This window comes from Enterobacter soli (genome assembly GCF_964208575.1).
In the GTDB taxonomy this organism is placed as follows: Bacteria; Pseudomonadota; Gammaproteobacteria; order Enterobacterales; family Enterobacteriaceae; genus Enterobacter; species Enterobacter soli_A.
The window spans coordinates 137,944-154,183 of record NZ_CAXOFU010000001.1; the positions used below are offsets into that span (position 1 = coordinate 137,944).

14 protein-coding genes and 1 other RNA gene are annotated in these 16,240 nt (G+C 56.4%); 5 read left to right on the forward strand and 10 right to left on the reverse strand.

Annotation, left to right across the window (positions count from 1 at the left end):
• Positions 1–10 precede the first annotated feature (10 nt).
• From AB6V08_RS00670 to garD, 8 genes are all read right to left on the reverse strand, one after another.
• Positions 11–784 (reverse strand): DeoR/GlpR family DNA-binding transcription regulator, encoded by a 774-nt coding sequence (locus tag AB6V08_RS00670; RefSeq protein WP_368540737.1) that lies wholly within the window; start codon positions 782–784, stop codon positions 11–13.
• 110 nt (positions 785–894) lie between these two features.
• The gene (gene gatD / locus AB6V08_RS00675; protein WP_368540738.1) at positions 895–1,938 is read right to left on the reverse strand and encodes a galactitol-1-phosphate 5-dehydrogenase; all 1,044 of its coding nucleotides are present in this window, start codon (positions 1,936–1,938) and stop codon (positions 895–897) included.
• 43 nt (positions 1,939–1,981) lie between these two features.
• Positions 1,982–3,355, reverse strand: coding sequence for a galactitol-specific PTS transporter subunit IIC (locus AB6V08_RS00680; RefSeq protein WP_368540739.1), 1,374 nt, complete (start codon positions 3,353–3,355; stop codon positions 1,982–1,984).
• Positions 3,356–3,359: 4 nt separating this feature from the next.
• Entirely contained in the window at positions 3,360–3,644 is a 285-nt protein-coding gene (gene gatB / locus AB6V08_RS00685) for a PTS galactitol transporter subunit IIB (protein WP_368540740.1), read from the reverse strand.
• 27 nt (positions 3,645–3,671) lie between these two features.
• Positions 3,672–4,139 carry a PTS galactitol transporter subunit IIA gene (gene gatA, locus AB6V08_RS00690; RefSeq protein ID WP_368540741.1) on the reverse strand — a complete coding sequence of 156 codons (468 nt, stop codon included), beginning with the start codon at positions 4,137–4,139 and terminating at the stop codon, positions 3,672–3,674.
• 14 nt (positions 4,140–4,153) lie between these two features.
• On the reverse strand, positions 4,154–5,425 hold the full coding sequence (gatZ, locus tag AB6V08_RS00695) for a tagatose-bisphosphate aldolase subunit GatZ (RefSeq protein ID WP_368540742.1): 1,272 nt from the start codon (positions 5,423–5,425) through the stop codon (positions 4,154–4,156).
• Positions 5,426–5,470: 45 nt separating this feature from the next.
• Positions 5,471–6,325 carry a tagatose bisphosphate family class II aldolase gene (locus AB6V08_RS00700; protein ID WP_368540743.1) on the reverse strand — a complete coding sequence of 285 codons (855 nt, stop codon included), beginning with the start codon at positions 6,323–6,325 and terminating at the stop codon, positions 5,471–5,473.
• Positions 6,326–6,502: 177 nt separating this feature from the next.
• Positions 6,503–8,074 carry a galactarate dehydratase gene (gene garD, locus AB6V08_RS00705; RefSeq protein ID WP_368540744.1) on the reverse strand — a complete coding sequence of 524 codons (1,572 nt, stop codon included), beginning with the start codon at positions 8,072–8,074 and terminating at the stop codon, positions 6,503–6,505.
• 413 nt (positions 8,075–8,487) lie between these two features.
• Here garD and garP point away from each other — a divergent pair, with 413 nt between their 5' ends.
• The 5 genes from garP (at position 8,488) to rnpB (ending at position 13,154) form a co-directional block, all read left to right on the forward strand.
• Complete coding sequence (garP, locus tag AB6V08_RS00710; RefSeq protein ID WP_368540746.1) at positions 8,488–9,822, forward strand: galactarate/glucarate/glycerate transporter GarP; 1,335 nt, start codon at positions 8,488–8,490, stop codon at positions 9,820–9,822.
• A 15-nt stretch (positions 9,823–9,837) separates the two neighbouring features.
• On the forward strand, positions 9,838–10,608 hold the full coding sequence (gene garL / locus AB6V08_RS00715; RefSeq protein ID WP_368540747.1) for a 2-dehydro-3-deoxyglucarate aldolase: 771 nt from the start codon (positions 9,838–9,840) through the stop codon (positions 10,606–10,608).
• A 23-nt stretch (positions 10,609–10,631) separates the two neighbouring features.
• Positions 10,632–11,525 (forward strand): 2-hydroxy-3-oxopropionate reductase, encoded by an 894-nt coding sequence (gene garR / locus AB6V08_RS00720; protein ID WP_368540969.1) that lies wholly within the window; start codon positions 10,632–10,634, stop codon positions 11,523–11,525.
• 73 nt (positions 11,526–11,598) lie between these two features.
• Complete coding sequence (garK, locus tag AB6V08_RS00725; RefSeq protein WP_368540748.1) at positions 11,599–12,744, forward strand: glycerate 2-kinase; 1,146 nt, start codon at positions 11,599–11,601, stop codon at positions 12,742–12,744.
• Positions 12,745–12,776: 32 nt separating this feature from the next.
• An RNA gene (gene rnpB, locus AB6V08_RS00730) (RNase P RNA component class A) lies at positions 12,777–13,154 on the forward strand.
• A gap of 91 nt (positions 13,155–13,245) precedes the next feature.
• Here the strand turns inward: rnpB and AB6V08_RS00735 are convergent.
• Both AB6V08_RS00735 and AB6V08_RS00740 read right to left on the reverse strand, forming a co-directional pair.
• Positions 13,246–14,307 carry a type VI secretion protein ImpA gene (locus AB6V08_RS00735; protein WP_368540750.1) on the reverse strand — a complete coding sequence of 354 codons (1,062 nt, stop codon included), beginning with the start codon at positions 14,305–14,307 and terminating at the stop codon, positions 13,246–13,248.
• 13 nt (positions 14,308–14,320) lie between these two features.
• Complete coding sequence (locus AB6V08_RS00740; protein WP_368540751.1) at positions 14,321–15,766, reverse strand: hypothetical protein; 1,446 nt, start codon at positions 15,764–15,766, stop codon at positions 14,321–14,323.
• Positions 15,767–16,240: the final 474 nt, after the last annotated feature.

The following is a 16,240-nucleotide window of genomic DNA, read 5'->3' on the forward strand; positions in this document are numbered from 1 at the left end:
GCCCAGACGCTTAAACCGTCACGACCTCGGTGCCGGTTTTGCTCAGCAGCTCTTTATCCTGCTTTCCAATCCCCTCGTCCGTAATCACGCAGTCTATCTTCTCCATCGGCAGGACCTGGTTGAAGCCCCGGCGGTTGAACTTGCTCGCATCCAGTACCGCCACCACTTTGTGGGCGGCGGCTGCCATCACGCCGCTGATGGAGTAGCCTTCGTTGAAGGTGGTGATGCCGTTGGTGGCGTCGATGCCGTCGGCGCCGACGAACATCAGGTCGGCGCTGATCCCTGCAAGCGAACGTTCGGCAATGGTGCCGTGCATGGAGTGCGTTTTATGGCGTACCGTGCCGCCGCACACCACCAGCGTGATGTCTTTGTTTTCAGAGAGCGCAAAGGCGGCGGGCAGGCTGTTGGTGATCACCGTGATGTTGGACTTTTTCGCCAGCGCCTCTGCAATCAGCATGGTGGTGCTGCCGCTGTCGAGGATGACGGTCATCCCTTCTTCAATCATGGCGGCGGCGGCCTGGGCGATACGCTTTTTCGGGTCGCTTGCCAGCTGGTAGCGGTCTTCCAGCACCACTTCCTGATTATCGCTCTCCGCCAGATTACTCCCCGGCCTTGCGGCGCCGCCGTGAAAACGCGTGACCAGCCCCTTTTCTTCCAGCAGGCGCAGGTCGGTGCGGATCGTCACTTCCGAGATACCAAACAGATTCGAAAGGTCCAGCACCATCACGCTGCCCTGCGCGTTGACGAGATCAACGATTTTATTCCTTCGCTCAAATGAGTTCATTTTGATTTGCCTGATAATTAACTGTCCCTATTCTAATCGAAGGTATGCGAAAGATGTACGTTAATGTTCGAAAGTAAATGTGAGCCAGCTCAGGTTGCTGGCTCGAAGGCTCAGGGGAGGCGCAGCAGTATTTTGCCCTGCATCGGCGAGCCGTTCAGCGCCTGCACGGCTTCGGCGAAGCTTTCGCTGTTGCCGACGTGGGCGATAAGCGGCTTAAGCGCCAGTTTTTTCTCGCTCAGCAGGCGCGCAGCAGTCGCCCACTCGTCGCCCGGCCAGGGGGCGGAATAGTTCATCCAGCTGCCGAAAAGGGTCAGCTCTTTGCGCAGGATCTTGCTGAAGGTCGCGGAGGATAAATTCAGGTCGTGATGCAGCGTTCCCACCAGTGCCACCCGCGCGCGCGGCCCGGCGATATCGATGGCAAGCGACACGGTTTGCGGGGCGCCTGCGGTTTCCAGCACCAGCTGGTCAAAACGGTTTTCGCTGAGCCGGGCGGCGATCTCGTCCGCGCTCAGGTCTTTACTGTTAAACGCCTGGCTTGCCCCCAGGCTTTTCGCCAGCGCGAGCTTGTCGTCGTTGATATCAACGGCGGTCACGCTTCTGGCACCCAGCGCCAGCGCGCACTGCATTGCCAGCAGGCCGATGGTGCCCGCGCCGACAATAATCACGTTCTTCCCTTCGCAGCCGCCCGCCAGCTTAAAAGCGTGCAGCCCCACGGTGATGGGTTCGATAAAGGCGCCGTCTTCAATGGCCATCTCCGCGGGCAGGCGGAACAGGTTGGCGCGGTTAACGACGACGTATTCCGCGTTGCCGCCGTCGCTGCGCGAGCCGACAAACTGGTACTGCTTACAGAGCGAGTAAAAGCCTTTTTCACATTCCGGGCAGGAGAAGCAGGGCAGCAGCGGGACGCAGGCAACCGCGTCGCCAGCGTGAAGATCCGTTACGCCCTCGCCGCACGCCTCAACGTACCCGCTGAACTCATGGCCCAGCGTGATGGGATAGTAGTGCGCCCCGTGGGCGAAAATGCGCGGGATATCCGAACCGCATAGCCCGGAGCAGACAACGCGTACCAGCACGTCTCCGGCGGCCTGAAGATGAGGAACAGGGCGTTCTTCAACGCGCACGCTGCCCTCAGCGTGAATTACCACTGATTTCATGATTCACTCCAGAAAGAAGAAGGGGAGCAGCGCTCCCCGGGAATTAAGATGCCGTCTGGCTTTGCGGCTGAGCCGCGATTTTTTCCGCTGCGGAGAACGCGCGGGCGCGGCGCCAGGTGAGCAGCACGCCGGTGGCGTAAATCGCGCCAATCACGATGAATCCCACCACGTTTTGCCAGGTAAAGAGCTGAATCAACAGCCACGTGACCGGCGAACCGCCCTGGTCCATCGAGGCCACCAGTCCACCCGCCTTCAGCGCCCCGGCGTTCTGGGCAAGCTGGGTGTGCAGGCCGATGGTCTGGGTGGCGATCCACAGGGTGATCCCCATGATGATCACCCCGGAGATGAGCGTGCGGAACAGGTTGCCCTGATGCACCGCCACCGCCATCGCCACGAAGAAGCCGATGGTGGCCAGGTCGCCGAACGGCAGCACCTGGTTGCCCGGCACCAGCACCGCGATGAGAATGGTCAGCGGGATGAAGATCAGGCTTGCCGAGACCACCGAGGTGTGGCCGAGCAGCAGCGCCGGATCCAGACCGATCAGAAACTCTTGTCCGCCAAACTTCGCCTGCAGGCGTTTGCGGGCGTGCTTCGCAATCGGCGTCAGGCCGTCCATGATCGGTTTGATGACCCGCGGCATCAGCAGCATGACGGCGGCGGTTTTGACCGCCAGCTGGAGGACGCTTTTCGCGTCATAGCCCGCCAGCATCCCGATAACCAGCCCCATCACAAAGCCCACGGTGACCGGCTCGCCGAACGGCCCGAAGCGCTTTTGCACGTCATCCGCGCTGAAGTGAATGCGCTTCAGCCCCGGAATTTTTTCGATAAGGGTATCCACCAGCACCGCAATCGGGCCGAGGTAGGCCGACGAGCCGTGCGGAATGGCGATCCCCTCAAGCCCGAAGAAGTCCCGCGTATCTTTGGCAAACCAGTCGCCCAGCTTGTAGACAAAGGCCGCGTGAACCACCACGCCCAGAATGCCTAGCCAGTAAGAGCCGGTCGCCAGGTGCAGCATGGCCCCGGTGAAGGTCATGTGCCAGATGTTCCAGATATCCACGTTGACCACGCGCGTCATTCGGGTGACGAGCATCACCACGTTCACGCCAATCGCCACCGGGATCGCCACCAGCGCGATCTGCGACGCCCAGGTCATCGGCGATGAGCCCGGCCAGCCGACGTCCACCACGTGCAGGTTAATCTGGAACTGTTCCGCCATCGCTTTCGCCGCCGGGCCGATGGAGTCGAGCATCAGGCCGATTACCAGCCCGATCCCCACGAAGCCAATCCCGATGTGCAGGCCGGATTTAAAGCAATCGCCCAGCTTCATCCCCAGCAGCTTCGAGAAGATGATGATGACGATGGGCAGCATTACGGTGGGCCCCAGGTCGAGGATGTACCGCATGATTTCGGTAAACATGGTCTTACCCCTCGAGGATAGTCAGGATTTTTTGCTGCAACGCGTCGATACCCACGCCCGAAACGAACGGCATGCCGTGTACGACGGGGATATCACCAAAGCTGCGGTCCACTTTCGCCGTGGTGCAGATAAGGTCTGCGCCGTCCATGTAGGTTTCGATTTCGGTCACGCGGCACTGCACCAGATCCAGCTGGATATTGTGGGCGTCGCACAGCTCTTTGATCTCTTCTGCTGCCATCGTTGAGGTTGCGACGGCGCCGCCGCAGGCAACAATAATCTTACGTTTCATAGGGTACTCCTTTTTATTATCAGTATGTTATGACGCCTGAGCGCAGGAGGCAGGCTCAAGGATCGTGTCCCGGAAACCGCTGGCAAGATCCTCTGCCGGCAGCGCCAGCAGCCTGTCCAGGGTGTGCGGGTTTTGCAGCTCACTAAAAAGACGGCGCAGCAGCTTCATTTGCGCCGCCGGGTTTTCAACAATCAACGCGATAATGAGCGAAACGGCGACCTCTCCATCATCATCTGCCTGCTGAAAATTCACCGGTTTGTCCGGGCGAATCAGGTAAATCGCGGGGCTTTTCGCATGCACCGCTTCACAGTGCGGAATGGCTACCGCATGGCGTTCAAGCGCGATACCGGTGGGATAGCTTCTCTCTCTTTCCAGCAGGGCCGCGGGATAGGTGGCGTGAACCACCCCTTTCGCCACCATCTCTTCACCAATGTGCGCCAGTACCTGCTGGCAGGTTTCGAACTCAATTCCGGTACGGACAAAAACGTGACTCATACACTCTCCGGGCTTCAGACGTTGTCAGGGGCGCAGCCAAAACGGTAGGCGCGTAATACATCCTGTATTTTGTCGAGGATGAGATTTTGCGGTGTTGCGGCGATCTCATTCATCGACAAACGTTCGAACTGAACGGGCATAAACTGGCTGATTAGCCCCAGCGGCAGGGAAAGCGCGCCTAAGTTGGTGAGCAGTTTTTCCACGCTCTGACGAATGCGCGGGTGCGGCCAGTAGTAGCGAATGCGGTCAGAGAGGCTGAAGTGAATATCCACCATCGCCTGGCTCCAGGTCGGGCGATAGTACTTCTTCCAGTACTCCGGCTCGTTGAGCATCACTTCGTCGATCACCTCAAGCACGCGGCTGCGCTGCTCCGGGGCGACCAGCTCGTTTTCCATTTGCGCCAGGGCGAAGATGGCTTCGCGCAGAGCGAAGGTCAGCGCCGGGCCGACTTTCAGAATGGCGAAGTGGTCGCGCACCAGCGCGCGGTAGGCCTGACGGGTCTGATAGTCCGTGGAGTGGGCTTCGTAGACCATTGGCGTCTGGCGGATCCAGCCGGAGAGCGCCTCCGCCGCGTGGGGCTGATAGTGAATAATCTGCGTGTGGTCGAACTCCACGCCGGGCTGCACCACAATGGCAATTACGCGCGTCATGGCCTCGTCCAGCCCCAGTTCGCTAAAGGCCGCGCGGTGCGTTTCCAGCGTGCGGGCGGCGTCCTCCACGCGGGTCACGTGTACGCTGTCAATGCTGCTGGCTTCTCCGCCGGGGACCGGAACTTCTGTCCCGATCACGTAGGTCAGGGCCGCTTTTTGCGCTTCGCTGGCCACCGCTTCGGCTGCCTGGCACAGTCGCGCCGCGCGCCGGGCAACGACGACCGGATCGAGCGGCACCGGATCGTCTGCGCAGGACATCGACGCGTCGAGGTGGATCTTGCTAAAGCCCGCGCTGACGTAGGCTTCAATCAGCTCCACGGATTTTGCCATCGCCGCTTCTGCGGGTTCGTTCTGCCAGCAGTTTGGCCCCAGATGGTCTCCGCCGAGGATCAGGCGCTCTGTCGGGAACCCGACGTCTTTGGCGATGTTCAGCACAAAATCGCGGAAGTCGGCCGGCTTCATCCCGGTGTAGCCGCCAAACTGATTGACCTGGTTAGAGGTGGCCTCAATCAGCACTTTATTGCGGGTGTGCAGATCGAAACGCAGTGCGGCTTCGATGACCAGCGGGTGCGCCGAACAGACTGAACAGATCCCGAGATGCTCTCCCGCCTTGTGGCGGGCAATAATATCTTTCACGTAATCCTCCGGTTAATAGCTGAATACTGTCGGGCTGCGCGGGGCTCAGAGCTTCCCTTCGCAGCCGCAATCGGTAATGACCTTGCGCACCACCTCTTTCATCGCCGCTTTCGCTGGCACCATGTAATGGCGCGGGTCGCTGGCGTCCGGGTGGGTAGATAAGTAGTTTTTCAGGGCGTCAGAGAAGGCGATTTTGAGCTCCGTGGCGACGTTGACCTTGCAGATCCCAAGCGCGATCGCCCGGCGAATATCCGCCGTCGACAGGCCGGATGCCCCGTGCAGAACCAGCGGGATATCCACGTTGCTGCGGATCTCCGCCAGGCGTTCAAAATCGAGCTTTGGCGTGGCGGTATACAGGCCGTGGGCGGTGCCGATAGCCACGGCCAGCGAGTCGATCCCCGTGCGCGCCACAAACTCCCGCGCCTGCTGCGGATGGGTGTACAGCGCGTCTTTGCTGTCGACGACGAGGTCATCTTCCTGCCCGCCAAGCCGGCCCAGCTCCGCCTCCACGCTGACGTCGTAGCGATGGCAGTAGTCGGTGACTTTTTTGACCAGCGCGACGTTCTCGGCAAACGGAAGGTGCGAGCCGTCGATCATCGCCGACCGAATGCCGGCCTGAACCTTCTGCGCGATGTCGTCGAACGCCTCGTGATGATCGAGGTGAATGGCCAGCGGCTGGTTCCAGGTTTTCGCCAGATCGCCTGCGATCGCCACCACGTTGCCGATCCCGGCGTAGCTGAATGTTCCCGGCGTGCCGGCGACGATCAGCGGGGAGCGCATTTCAGAGGAGGTTTCGACCACCACCTGCAGCGTTTCGAGATTGTGAATGTTGAATGCCGGAACGGCGTAACCTTCTCGCTGTGCCTTTTGCAGCATCGCTTTGGTTGAGATGACGTACATCTTTCCTCCGAAACCTTTCGTTTTGTTTATGCGAAAGAAGATATAGGGTTTCGGAATGTTTTTATGTGATTCACTTCTTAAAAATGAAAGAAGCGAAAGTGAAAGGAAGTATGCGAAAGAAACGAAAGCAAAAAAAAAGCATGGCCGGAGCCATGCTAAAGGAGGTTTACTTCAGGATCAGGTCACCGGTGCCGGGTTAAACACCGCCAGCTGGTTGTGCAGCCCCCACTGGTCAGAGAAGGTTTTCTTGCGCCCGCTCGCCACGTCGAGAATGAAGTGGAACAGCTTCCAGCCCACGTCCTCAATGCTCTCTTCCCCGGTGGCGATGGTGCCTGCGTTGATGTCCATTAAGTCGTACCAGCTGTTTGCCAGCTCGGTACGGGTCGCCATCTTAATGACCGGCACCGCCATCAGGCCGTAAGGCGTGCCGCGCCCGGTGGTAAACACCTGCACGGTGATCCCCGACGCCACCTGCTGCGTGCCGCACACGAAGTCGCTGGCGGGGGTCGCGGCGTAGATCAGGCCGCGTTTGGTCGGGCGCTGCCCCGGCGAAAGCACTTCGACAATCGCGCTCTGGCCGGATTTGGCAATTGAACCGAGGGCTTTTTCCACCACGTTCGCCAGGCCGCCTTTTTTGTTGCCCGGAGAAGGGTTGGCGCTGCGGTCGGTTTTGCCCATGTCGAGATAGTTATCGTACCAGGCCATCTCCTCCAGCAGGCGTTTGCCCACTTCTTCGTTGACGGCGCGCGGGGTGAGCAGGTGGATAGCGTCACGCACTTCGGTCACTTCCGAGAACATCACCGTGGCGCCGCAGCGCACGAACAGGTCGGACGCATAGCCGACCGCCGGGTTGGCCGTGACGCCGGAGAACGCATCGCTGCCGCCGCACTGCGTTCCGACCACCAGATCGGACGCCGGGCAGGTTTCGCGCTGTCGCTGGTTCAGTTTTTCCAGATGGCGCTCGGCCACCTGGAGAATGTCGTCCACCATCGACTTAAAGCCGACGTGGTGCTCATCCTGCAAACGCACGATGCTGGCGTCGTCCACCGCAATGGCCTGCACGTCTTCGGTGCCCTGCAGCAGGCGTTCCGGCTGGAGCTTTTCACAGCCCAGGCCGATGACCATCACTTCGCCGCCGAAGTTCGGGTTCAGGGCGATGTTGTGGATGGTGCGAATCGGCACCACGGCCGCAGGCGCGTTGATCGCCACGCCGCAGCCGTAAAGGTGGTTCAGGCCGACCACGCCGTCGACGTTCGGGTATTTTGGCAGCAGATCGCGCTCGATGATTTTCACCACGTAATCCACCACGCCCGCCACGCAGTGCACGCTGGTGGTAATGCCGAGCAGGTTTTTGGTGCCCACGCTCCCGTCCGCGTTGCGGTAGCCTTCAAAGGTATAGCCCTCCAGCGGCGGGAGTGGTTCCGGCACGCGGGTTGCCAGCGGCAGGGTGTTCAGCGGCGGAGCCTTCGGCAGCTCGACCAGCGACTCGTCAATCCAGCTGCCCTGCGCAATAGCGCGAACCGCGTAGCCGATGACTTCGCCATAGCGGACGATTTCACCGTGCGCGGGAATATCCACCAGCGCCACTTTATGGCCCTGCGGAATATGCTCAATCAGTTCAAGCCCGTCCGGGAATCGGGTTCCTGCTTTTAAACCGTTGTCGTTAACAATAATCGCCACATTATCTGTGTCGTGGACTTTTATATAGAACGCCGTCGGCGACGCTTGTCGAATTTCAATGTCGGCCATTGTTCAGAATTCTCCAGCAAAGTGTCAGATATTAAATGCAGCCAGTCTGGTGTTTATTTTCTTATTAACGAAATAAAGACGCGGCTTTCGTAAATAAAGAATGTCAGGAGTTTCAGTATAAAAATGTGACGGCGATCACTCTGCGATATCAGAGTAGACGCCTGCTGGCGGGTATTGCCTGATTCTGTGCATCAGCGCCCAGAGCTTTGTGCATATGCTCAAAATATTATTCATTTGCGGCGTGATAATTGAGCGTTAAGCCAATGTGCAGTCACAGGGTGGCGATTATACTGATTCACGATTTCATTGCGTCTGGTTAATTACCTGATATTACCTGCTATCGATAAATAATCAGGAATACTCCTTCTTAAAATAATAAAAATAAAACCAGCGATGTGCCTGAGGAAATAAACATGATACTGGATACCGTTGTAGAATCTAAAAAGGGAATGCCAACCCGATATTTAATTCTGCTGATTATATTTATTGTGACGGCGGTGAACTACGCCGACCGCGCCACGCTGTCGATTGCCGGAACAGAGGTGGCGAAAGAGCTTCAGCTGAGCGCCGTGTCGATGGGCTACATCTTCTCCGCCTTCGGCTGGGCCTACCTGCTGATGCAGATCCCCGGCGGCTGGCTGCTGGATAAGTTCGGTTCGAAAAAGGTCTACTCCTGGAGCCTGTTCTTCTGGTCGCTGTTTACCTTCTTGCAGGGCTTTGTGGATCTCTTCCCGCTGGCGTGGGCTGGTATCTCCATGTTCTTTATGCGCTTTATGCTCGGCTTCTCGGAAGCGCCTTCGTTCCCGGCCAACGCCCGTATCGTCGCGGCCTGGTTCCCGACCAAAGAGCGCGGCACGGCTTCGGCTATTTTTAACTCTGCGCAGTACTTCTCCCTCGCGATTTTCTCGCCGCTGCTCGGCTGGCTGACCTTCGCCTGGGGCTGGGAGCATGTGTTCACCGTCATGGGCGTGATTGGCTTTATCCTGACCGCGATGTGGGTGAAGTTCATCCATAACCCGACCGACCATCCGCGCATGTCCGAGCAGGAGCTGAAGTTCATCTCCGAGGGCGGGGCGGTGGTGGATATGGATCATAAAAAGCCAGGCTCTGACGCCGCGAAAGGCCCTAAGCTCCATTACATCAAACAGTTATTGACCAACCGCATGATGCTGGGCGTATTTTTTGGTCAATACTTTATCAACACCATCACCTGGTTCTTCCTCACCTGGTTCCCGATTTATCTGGTGCAGGAAAAAGGCATGTCGATCCTCAAGGTGGGGCTGGTGGCGTCTATCCCGGCGCTGTGCGGTTTTGCCGGCGGCGTGCTGGGCGGGGTGTTCTCGGACTACCTGATTAAGCAGGGCAGGTCGATCACCCTGGCGCGTAAGCTGCCGATTGTGGTCGGTATGCTGCTGGCCTCCACGATTATTCTGTGCAACTACACCAATAACACCGCGCTGGTAGTGGCCCTGATGGCGCTGGCCTTCTTCGGCAAAGGGTTCGGTGCGCTGGGCTGGCCGGTGATTTCCGACACCGCGCCAAAAGAGATTGTGGGCCTGTGCGGCGGCGTGTTTAACGTCTTTGGTAACGTGGCGTCCATCGTGACTCCGCTGGTAATTGGTTATCTGGTCAGTGAACTGCATTCGTTCAACGCGGCACTGGTATTCGTTGGCTGTTCAGCGTTGATGGCGATGGTCTGCTACCTGTTCGTGGTAGGCGACATCAAACGTATGGAATTGCAGAAATAAGCAAAGGTATAAGCGATGAGTAACGATATCTTCCCGAACAAATTTAAGGCGGCCCTCGCGGCGCACCAGATTCAGATTGGCTGCTGGTCAGCGCTGGCAAGCCCCATCAGCACCGAAGTGCTGGGCCTGGCCGGTTTCGACTGGCTGGTGCTGGACGGCGAACATGCGCCGAACGACATCAGCACCTTTATTCCGCAGCTGATGGCGCTGAAAGGCAGCCACAGCGCGCCGGTGGTGCGCGTGCCGACCAACGAGCCGGTGATTATCAAGCGCCTGCTGGATATCGGTTTCTATAACTTCCTGATCCCGTTTGTGGAAACCGAAGAAGAAGCGGTGCAGGCCGTGGCCTCTACCCGCTATCCGCCGGAAGGCATTCGCGGCGTGTCGGTTTCCCACCGCGCCAACATGTTCGGCACCGTGCCGGACTACTTCGCGCAGTCGAACAAAAACATCACCATCCTGGTGCAGATCGAGAGCCAGCAGGGCGTGGACAACGTTGACGCCATCGCCGCCACCGAGGGTGTCGACGGTATCTTCGTTGGGCCGAGCGATCTGGCCGCCGCTTTTGGGCATCTGGGCAACGCCAGCCACCCTGACGTCCAGCGCGCGATTCAGCATATTTTCGCCCGTGCCAAAGCGCACGGAAAACCGTGCGGCATCCTGGCGCCGGTCGAGGCCGACGCGCGCCGCTATCTGGAGTGGGGCGCCACCTTCGTTGCCGTCGGCAGCGACCTCGGCGTGTTCCGCTCTGCCACGCAAAAGCTGGCTGATTCCTTTAAGAAATAACCACCCCTGAGAGAAAGAGAGACATTATGACGATGAAAGTTGGTTTTATTGGCCTGGGCATCATGGGTAAACCAATGAGTAAAAACCTCATTAAAGCAGGTTACTCGCTGGTGGTTGCAGACCGTAACCCGGAAGCCATTGCCGAGGTGATTGCCGCAGGCGCAGAAACTGCCGCCACGCCAAAGGCGATTGCCGAGCAGTGCGACGTGATCATCACCATGCTGCCAAACTCCCCGCACGTGAAAGAGGTCGCGCTGGGCGAGAACGGCATTATCGAAGGCGCGAAGCCTGGCCTGGTGGTGATTGATATGAGCTCAATCGCCCCGCTGGCGAGCCGCGAAATCAGCGAAGCGCTGAAGGCCAAAGGCGTGGAGATGCTCGATGCCCCGGTGAGCGGCGGCGAGCCAAAAGCCATCGACGGCACCCTGTCCGTGATGGTGGGCGGCGACAAGGCAATCTTCGACAGCTATTACGATCTGCTGAAAGCGATGGCGGGCTCCGTGGTGCATACCGGTGAAATCGGCGCGGGCAACGTCACCAAGCTGGCAAACCAGGTAATCGTGGCGCTGAACATTGCCGCAATGTCCGAAGCCCTGACCCTGGCGACCAAGGCGGGCGTTGATCCGGACCTGGTGTATCAGGCGATCCGCGGCGGCCTGGCGGGCAGCACCGTGCTGGACGCGAAAGCGCCGATGGTGATGGATCGTAACTTCAAGCCCGGCTTCCGTATTGACCTGCACATTAAAGATCTGGCGAACGCGCTGGACACCTCTCACGGCGTGGGCGCACAGCTGCCGCTGACCGCGGCGGTGATGGAGATGATGCAGGCGCTGCGCGCCGATGGTCTGGGAACCGCCGACCACAGCGCGATTGCGTGCTACTACGAAAAACTGGCGAAGGTGGAAATCTCTCGCTAATGACGGCGCGCCCGGTCGCGCGACGCGAACCGGGCGCACGGTCCAGGCCGGAATGCAGTAACAGGCTACAACTATGAAAATCGTAATCGCTCCAGACTCTTATAAAGAAAGCCTTTCTGCCTCCGAGGTAGCTCAGGCGATAGAAAAAGGATTTCGGGAAATCTTCCCCGATGCACTTTATGTTTCTGTTCCTGTTGCCGACGGCGGAGAGGGTACGGTCGAAGCGATGATTGCCGCCACCCAGGGCGCGGAGCACCATGCCGTTGTCACCGGGCCGCTGGGTGAAAAGGTCAACGCCTGCTGGGGGATGTCCGGCGATGGCAAAACGGCCTTTATTGAAATGGCGGCGGCGAGCGGTCTGGCGCTGGTGCCACCCGCACAGCGCAATCCTCTGATGACTACCTCCCGCGGCACCGGGGAGCTTATCCTCAGCGCGCTGGACAAGGGCGCGCGCAATATCATCATCGGCATTGGCGGCAGCTCAACCAACGACGGCGGCGCCGGAATGGTGCAGGCGCTGGGCGCGAAGCTCAGCGATGCCAACGGCACGGAGATCGGCTTTGGCGGCGGCAGCCTGATGGCGCTCAACAGCATTGACGTGTCGGGCCTCGATCCGCGTCTGAAAGAGTGCACTATCCGCGTGGCCTGCGACGTGACCAACCCGCTGGTGGGAGAGAAGGGCGCATCGCGCATCTTTGGCCCGCAGAAGGGGGCAAACGAGGGGATGATCCTCGAGCTGGACGCCAACCTTAGCCACTATGCGGACATGATTAAAAAGTCCCTGCGCATCGACGTGAAGAACGTGCCGGGTGCGGGCGCCGCGGGCGGCATGGGCGCGGCGCTGATGGCGTTTCTCGGTGCGGAGCTTAAGAGCGGCATTGAGATTGTCACCCAGGCGCTTAACCTGGAAGAGCATATTCACGACTGTACCTGGGTGGTGACGGGCGAAGGGCGGCTCGACAGCCAGAGCGTCCACGGCAAGGTGCCGGTTGGCGTGGCGAACGTTGCCAAAAAGTACCACAAGCCGGTGATCGGTATCGCCGGGAGCCTGACCAAAGACGTGGGCGTGGTGCATCAGTACGGCATCGACGCGGTCTTCAGCGTGCTCAACAGCATCGGCTCGCTGGAAGAGGCGTTTCGCGGCGCGTTCGACAATATTTACCGCTCGTCGCGCAACATCGCGGCGACGTTGCAGATAGGGATGCGCACCCAAGGGTGACAGCGGGGCCTAAACCCTCTATACTGCGCGCCGAAGCTGACCAGACAGTCGCCGCTTCGTCGTTGTCCTCCTTAGGGGGAGACAGGCGGAGGGGAGGAAAGTCCGGGCTCCATAGGGCAGGGTGCCAGGTAACGCCTGGGGGGGAAACCCACGACCAGTGCAACAGAGAGCAAACCGCCGATGGCCCGCGTAAGCGGGATCAGGTAAGGGTGAAAGGGTGCGGTAAGAGCGCACCGCGCGGCTGGTAACAGTCCGTGGCACGGTAAACTCCACCCGGAGCAAGGCCAAATAGGGGTTCACATGGTACGGCCCGTACTGAACCCGGGTAGGCTGCTTGAGCCAGTGAGCGATTGCTGGCCTAGATGAATGACTGTCCACGACAGAACCCGGCTTATCGGTCAGCTTCAACTTCTTCTAAAACAATACGTTGGTGTGTCTCGGGGTTGACATGAGATACACCAACGGTTGTACTATCCTTCCGATCGCTGATAAATCTCCGTACTATTTCATCCTTAAAACAGAACCTTGATCGTCACGTTTTATCAGCGTCCAGCAGACACGCTCCGGTGAGTCGTTAATCCCTGTCAGATAAGGCAGCATTTGCCCTTGCACGGCAGAGAAATATTTCATTTCCGTACCGGTAAATACTGACCATTCACCGGAGTGAGGACTTAGTTCTCCTGACCAGGCGCTGACATATTCTTTCTCATGGGTAATGTAATCTTTTTCCCGCTCCGGCCAGCTATAGAGTTCCTCTGGCGTTCCCTTAGGAAAAAAACCTTCTGGTGGCACATCCAGATATTCACCTTCCACACGGCGGATTAATGTCCAGCCTGTTTCAACCCAGCGGGATTCGTCCCAGTTATAATCACGTTCACCTGTATTTTTATTCACCCATTCACTGCGTCTGGCTCCCTGCCGTGAAACAACAGGTCTGTTACTGTGCCTATCAGGATAAAGAAGCTGTGCCGGAGCATATTCGATATCCGGCAGGTAAATCCCGGTGACTACAGGTTTTTCTCCTTTTTCCACCCGGATGCTCTTATCCAGTGCATAGCGTGGAATGCGTTTGGGCAGACTTTCAAGTGTGTAATGACTATTTGGACCAAGGTAGGTAAGTTTACCTTCTTGCCATTTCCCACTTACTGTTAGTGTGAGCTTTTTATCCAGATCCGCTGCCAGACTGTCAATTTTCCAGATGCGTTTTTTTTCCTCATCGGTCATCCAGCCATCCCAGAACTCACTGATACCCCGGCGGAAATCACTCATGGTATGACCGATCCTGAATGCTTCCGGGTCGTTATGAGTGCGGAGAATATAAGCATTAATGTACCGGTCACGGGATGGACGTATATTCGGCAACACGCGGCTCCCCCAGACGACATCCCCCTGTTGCCAGGATGGCTCGCTGCGTATACGAACGGGTAACTCTTTCTGCAAACGGGCGTAGGCCGCCTCGTGGGCGTCAATATACCCAATGATGGCATCGCGGGTGGCGGCAAAGTGCTGCGGGGAGCTGAACAGCTCCAGTAGGTAACATTCAAGAGGGTGAAGTATTGCCATGTTATTTTTCCTGTTACTCGTACCAATTGTTTGTCAGTGAGGGGAGACCGGTATACGGCGAAATTGGGTCACTCGGTACATCTTGCTCTCCCCATCCTGTCGCCATTCGCGGGCTGGTAAACTCTTTTTTAAGCTGGGTGGGATCCAGGACAATTTGCACTCCACCGCCCTCCAGAGAATATGCTGGCTCAGTCTTATTAATCTGCGTACCAGCACGCCCTTCCCAGACCTTCAAAGGCTCACCTTTGGGAACGGTGTAGGTGATATATTCACCATTTTCATTCCAGCTTTTCCAGACTGCAAAGTCACGCCGCCAGTCGCTCTTTGACTTCAGCTTCAAAAATTCTTCTTCACGCATCCAGCAGATGTTGTTATCACTCGAGCTGGCATCAACAACCCGGTATAGTTTTGTCCCCGGTGGAATTTCAACCGGATTCATAGTTGCATCAAAAGTGTCATATTTCCCTTTCAAAGCACGATTCATTGAATCATTACTAACATCTGGCCAGCCCTTTTTAATATCATCTTGATAAGATGCTTTTAATTCATCTAGTGCTGGATAGTTATCTTTAGCATCCTTATCAACCCAGCCAGGCTTGTCTCTTTTAAATAACTCAATCTCATCAGTTTCACGATTCATCCCTTTAATGTGGTGAGTATGATAGTTCGAACCCATGAAAGCACGATAGGAATTATCCCCTTCAATGTGTAAACGATTTGCAAGCTGCTCCAGGGCTTCATTCAGCGGTCCCAGGCTTTTTCCAAGCCCATCATTTGCCATTTTTTTAAGATCGGCAAGCTCCTGAAGAATATTATCTATCGGCTGTCGGATGGAATCTGGCCCCCAACTTTTTGCAGTATCCAGAAGGTTTTCCGTAGCTAAAGTGAGTTTATCAAGCTGTTTAATTAACTGTTTGACATTGACTAGCTTCATCGCTGCACGTAGTTCTTTCTCCAGGAACTCGTACGCGTTACTGATTTTCAGAAAATGCATGGTCTGCTGTACAGCCGGAATATCCAAATATTTGTTAAGCTGTGTTATACCATCATTGATACCAGCGGAAATCATATTCTGTAAATTGGCTTTGGAGATACACCAGGAACTTATCCTTCTGAAAACCAATTTTAGACAGCCTTTTGCCAGCGATCCAAGGATCGGGAAGATCCCTATCAGGGTTAATGCCAAGGAAACCCATAGCCAAGTATTATTGCTGTCTTCTTTAATTTTCCTACAGTTGGCAACAAGATCTCGAATATCACAAATTTGATCCACCAAGGGAATCATTGAAATGATAGTACCCGTTACGACTTGTCCCGTAGTTTGGTTATCGTTAAAGTCACCCTGAATGGTCTCCCAAATCCATTGGCCTGCCGCTTCCATTTTGCGGCTGGCACCTGAAAACCATCCATCTGGCGCTGGCTGGTAAAAAGCCAGTGCATTCTGAAGATCCTTGTTCATGTAATCTTCCTTTTTAACCAGAAAATGAATGAAAAACGACCTAATAAGGTCTGATTATTGAGTTTTTTTATGACAATACCTCATGTAACGGGTGAGCAATTTTTTCTCCATCTTATTACTGCTATCAATAATACAGTTATTTTTAATGAGATAAATAAACTGTTGAATAATTATATAACACAAATAGGTTGTAAATGTTGCAATTGAGTCGCTAAATTACACTGTATTGATTCTGATAAATGAACTGCTGAATGTTTATCCTAAGCATACAAGTTTGTTTTTATAGTTTATTTAAAATATTCACTATTTGTAATGAATGCTCTATTTTTCAGAAAAAATTTAGGGCATAACTCTGATTTTGATAGAGTTAACTGGTATAGATCTGTTCGAAGTATGACTACCTGATTTAGCATTTTGCTCTGGTTGATGGCAGGGAGCTGGCTTTCTTTGCCAAGGGAGAGTCATCTGATGGGT

Coding starts and splice junctions, on each gene's coding strand:
- AB6V08_RS00670 (WP_368540737.1), bottom strand. CDS start 784: ATGAACTCATTTGAGCGAAGGAATAAAATCGTTGATCTCGTCAACGCG.
- gatD (WP_368540738.1), bottom strand. CDS start 1,938: ATGAAATCAGTGGTAATTCACGCTGAGGGCAGCGTGCGCGTTGAAGAA.
- AB6V08_RS00680 (WP_368540739.1), bottom strand. CDS start 3,355: ATGTTTACCGAAATCATGCGGTACATCCTCGACCTGGGGCCCACCGTA.
- gatB (WP_368540740.1), bottom strand. CDS start 3,644: ATGAAACGTAAGATTATTGTTGCCTGCGGCGGCGCCGTCGCAACCTCA.
- gatA (WP_368540741.1), bottom strand. CDS start 4,139: ATGAGTCACGTTTTTGTCCGTACCGGAATTGAGTTCGAAACCTGCCAG.
- AB6V08_RS00700 (WP_368540743.1), bottom strand. CDS start 6,325: ATGTACGTCATCTCAACCAAAGCGATGCTGCAAAAGGCACAGCGAGAA.
- garD (WP_368540744.1), bottom strand. CDS start 8,074: ATGGCCGACATTGAAATTCGACAAGCGTCGCCGACGGCGTTCTATATA.
- garP (WP_368540746.1), top strand. CDS start 8,488: ATGATACTGGATACCGTTGTAGAATCTAAAAAGGGAATGCCAACCCGA.
- garL (WP_368540747.1), top strand. CDS start 9,838: ATGAGTAACGATATCTTCCCGAACAAATTTAAGGCGGCCCTCGCGGCG.
- garK (WP_368540748.1), top strand. CDS start 11,599: ATGAAAATCGTAATCGCTCCAGACTCTTATAAAGAAAGCCTTTCTGCC.
- AB6V08_RS00735 (WP_368540750.1), bottom strand. CDS start 14,307: ATGGCAATACTTCACCCTCTTGAATGTTACCTACTGGAGCTGTTCAGC.
- AB6V08_RS00740 (WP_368540751.1), bottom strand. CDS start 15,766: ATGAACAAGGATCTTCAGAATGCACTGGCTTTTTACCAGCCAGCGCCA.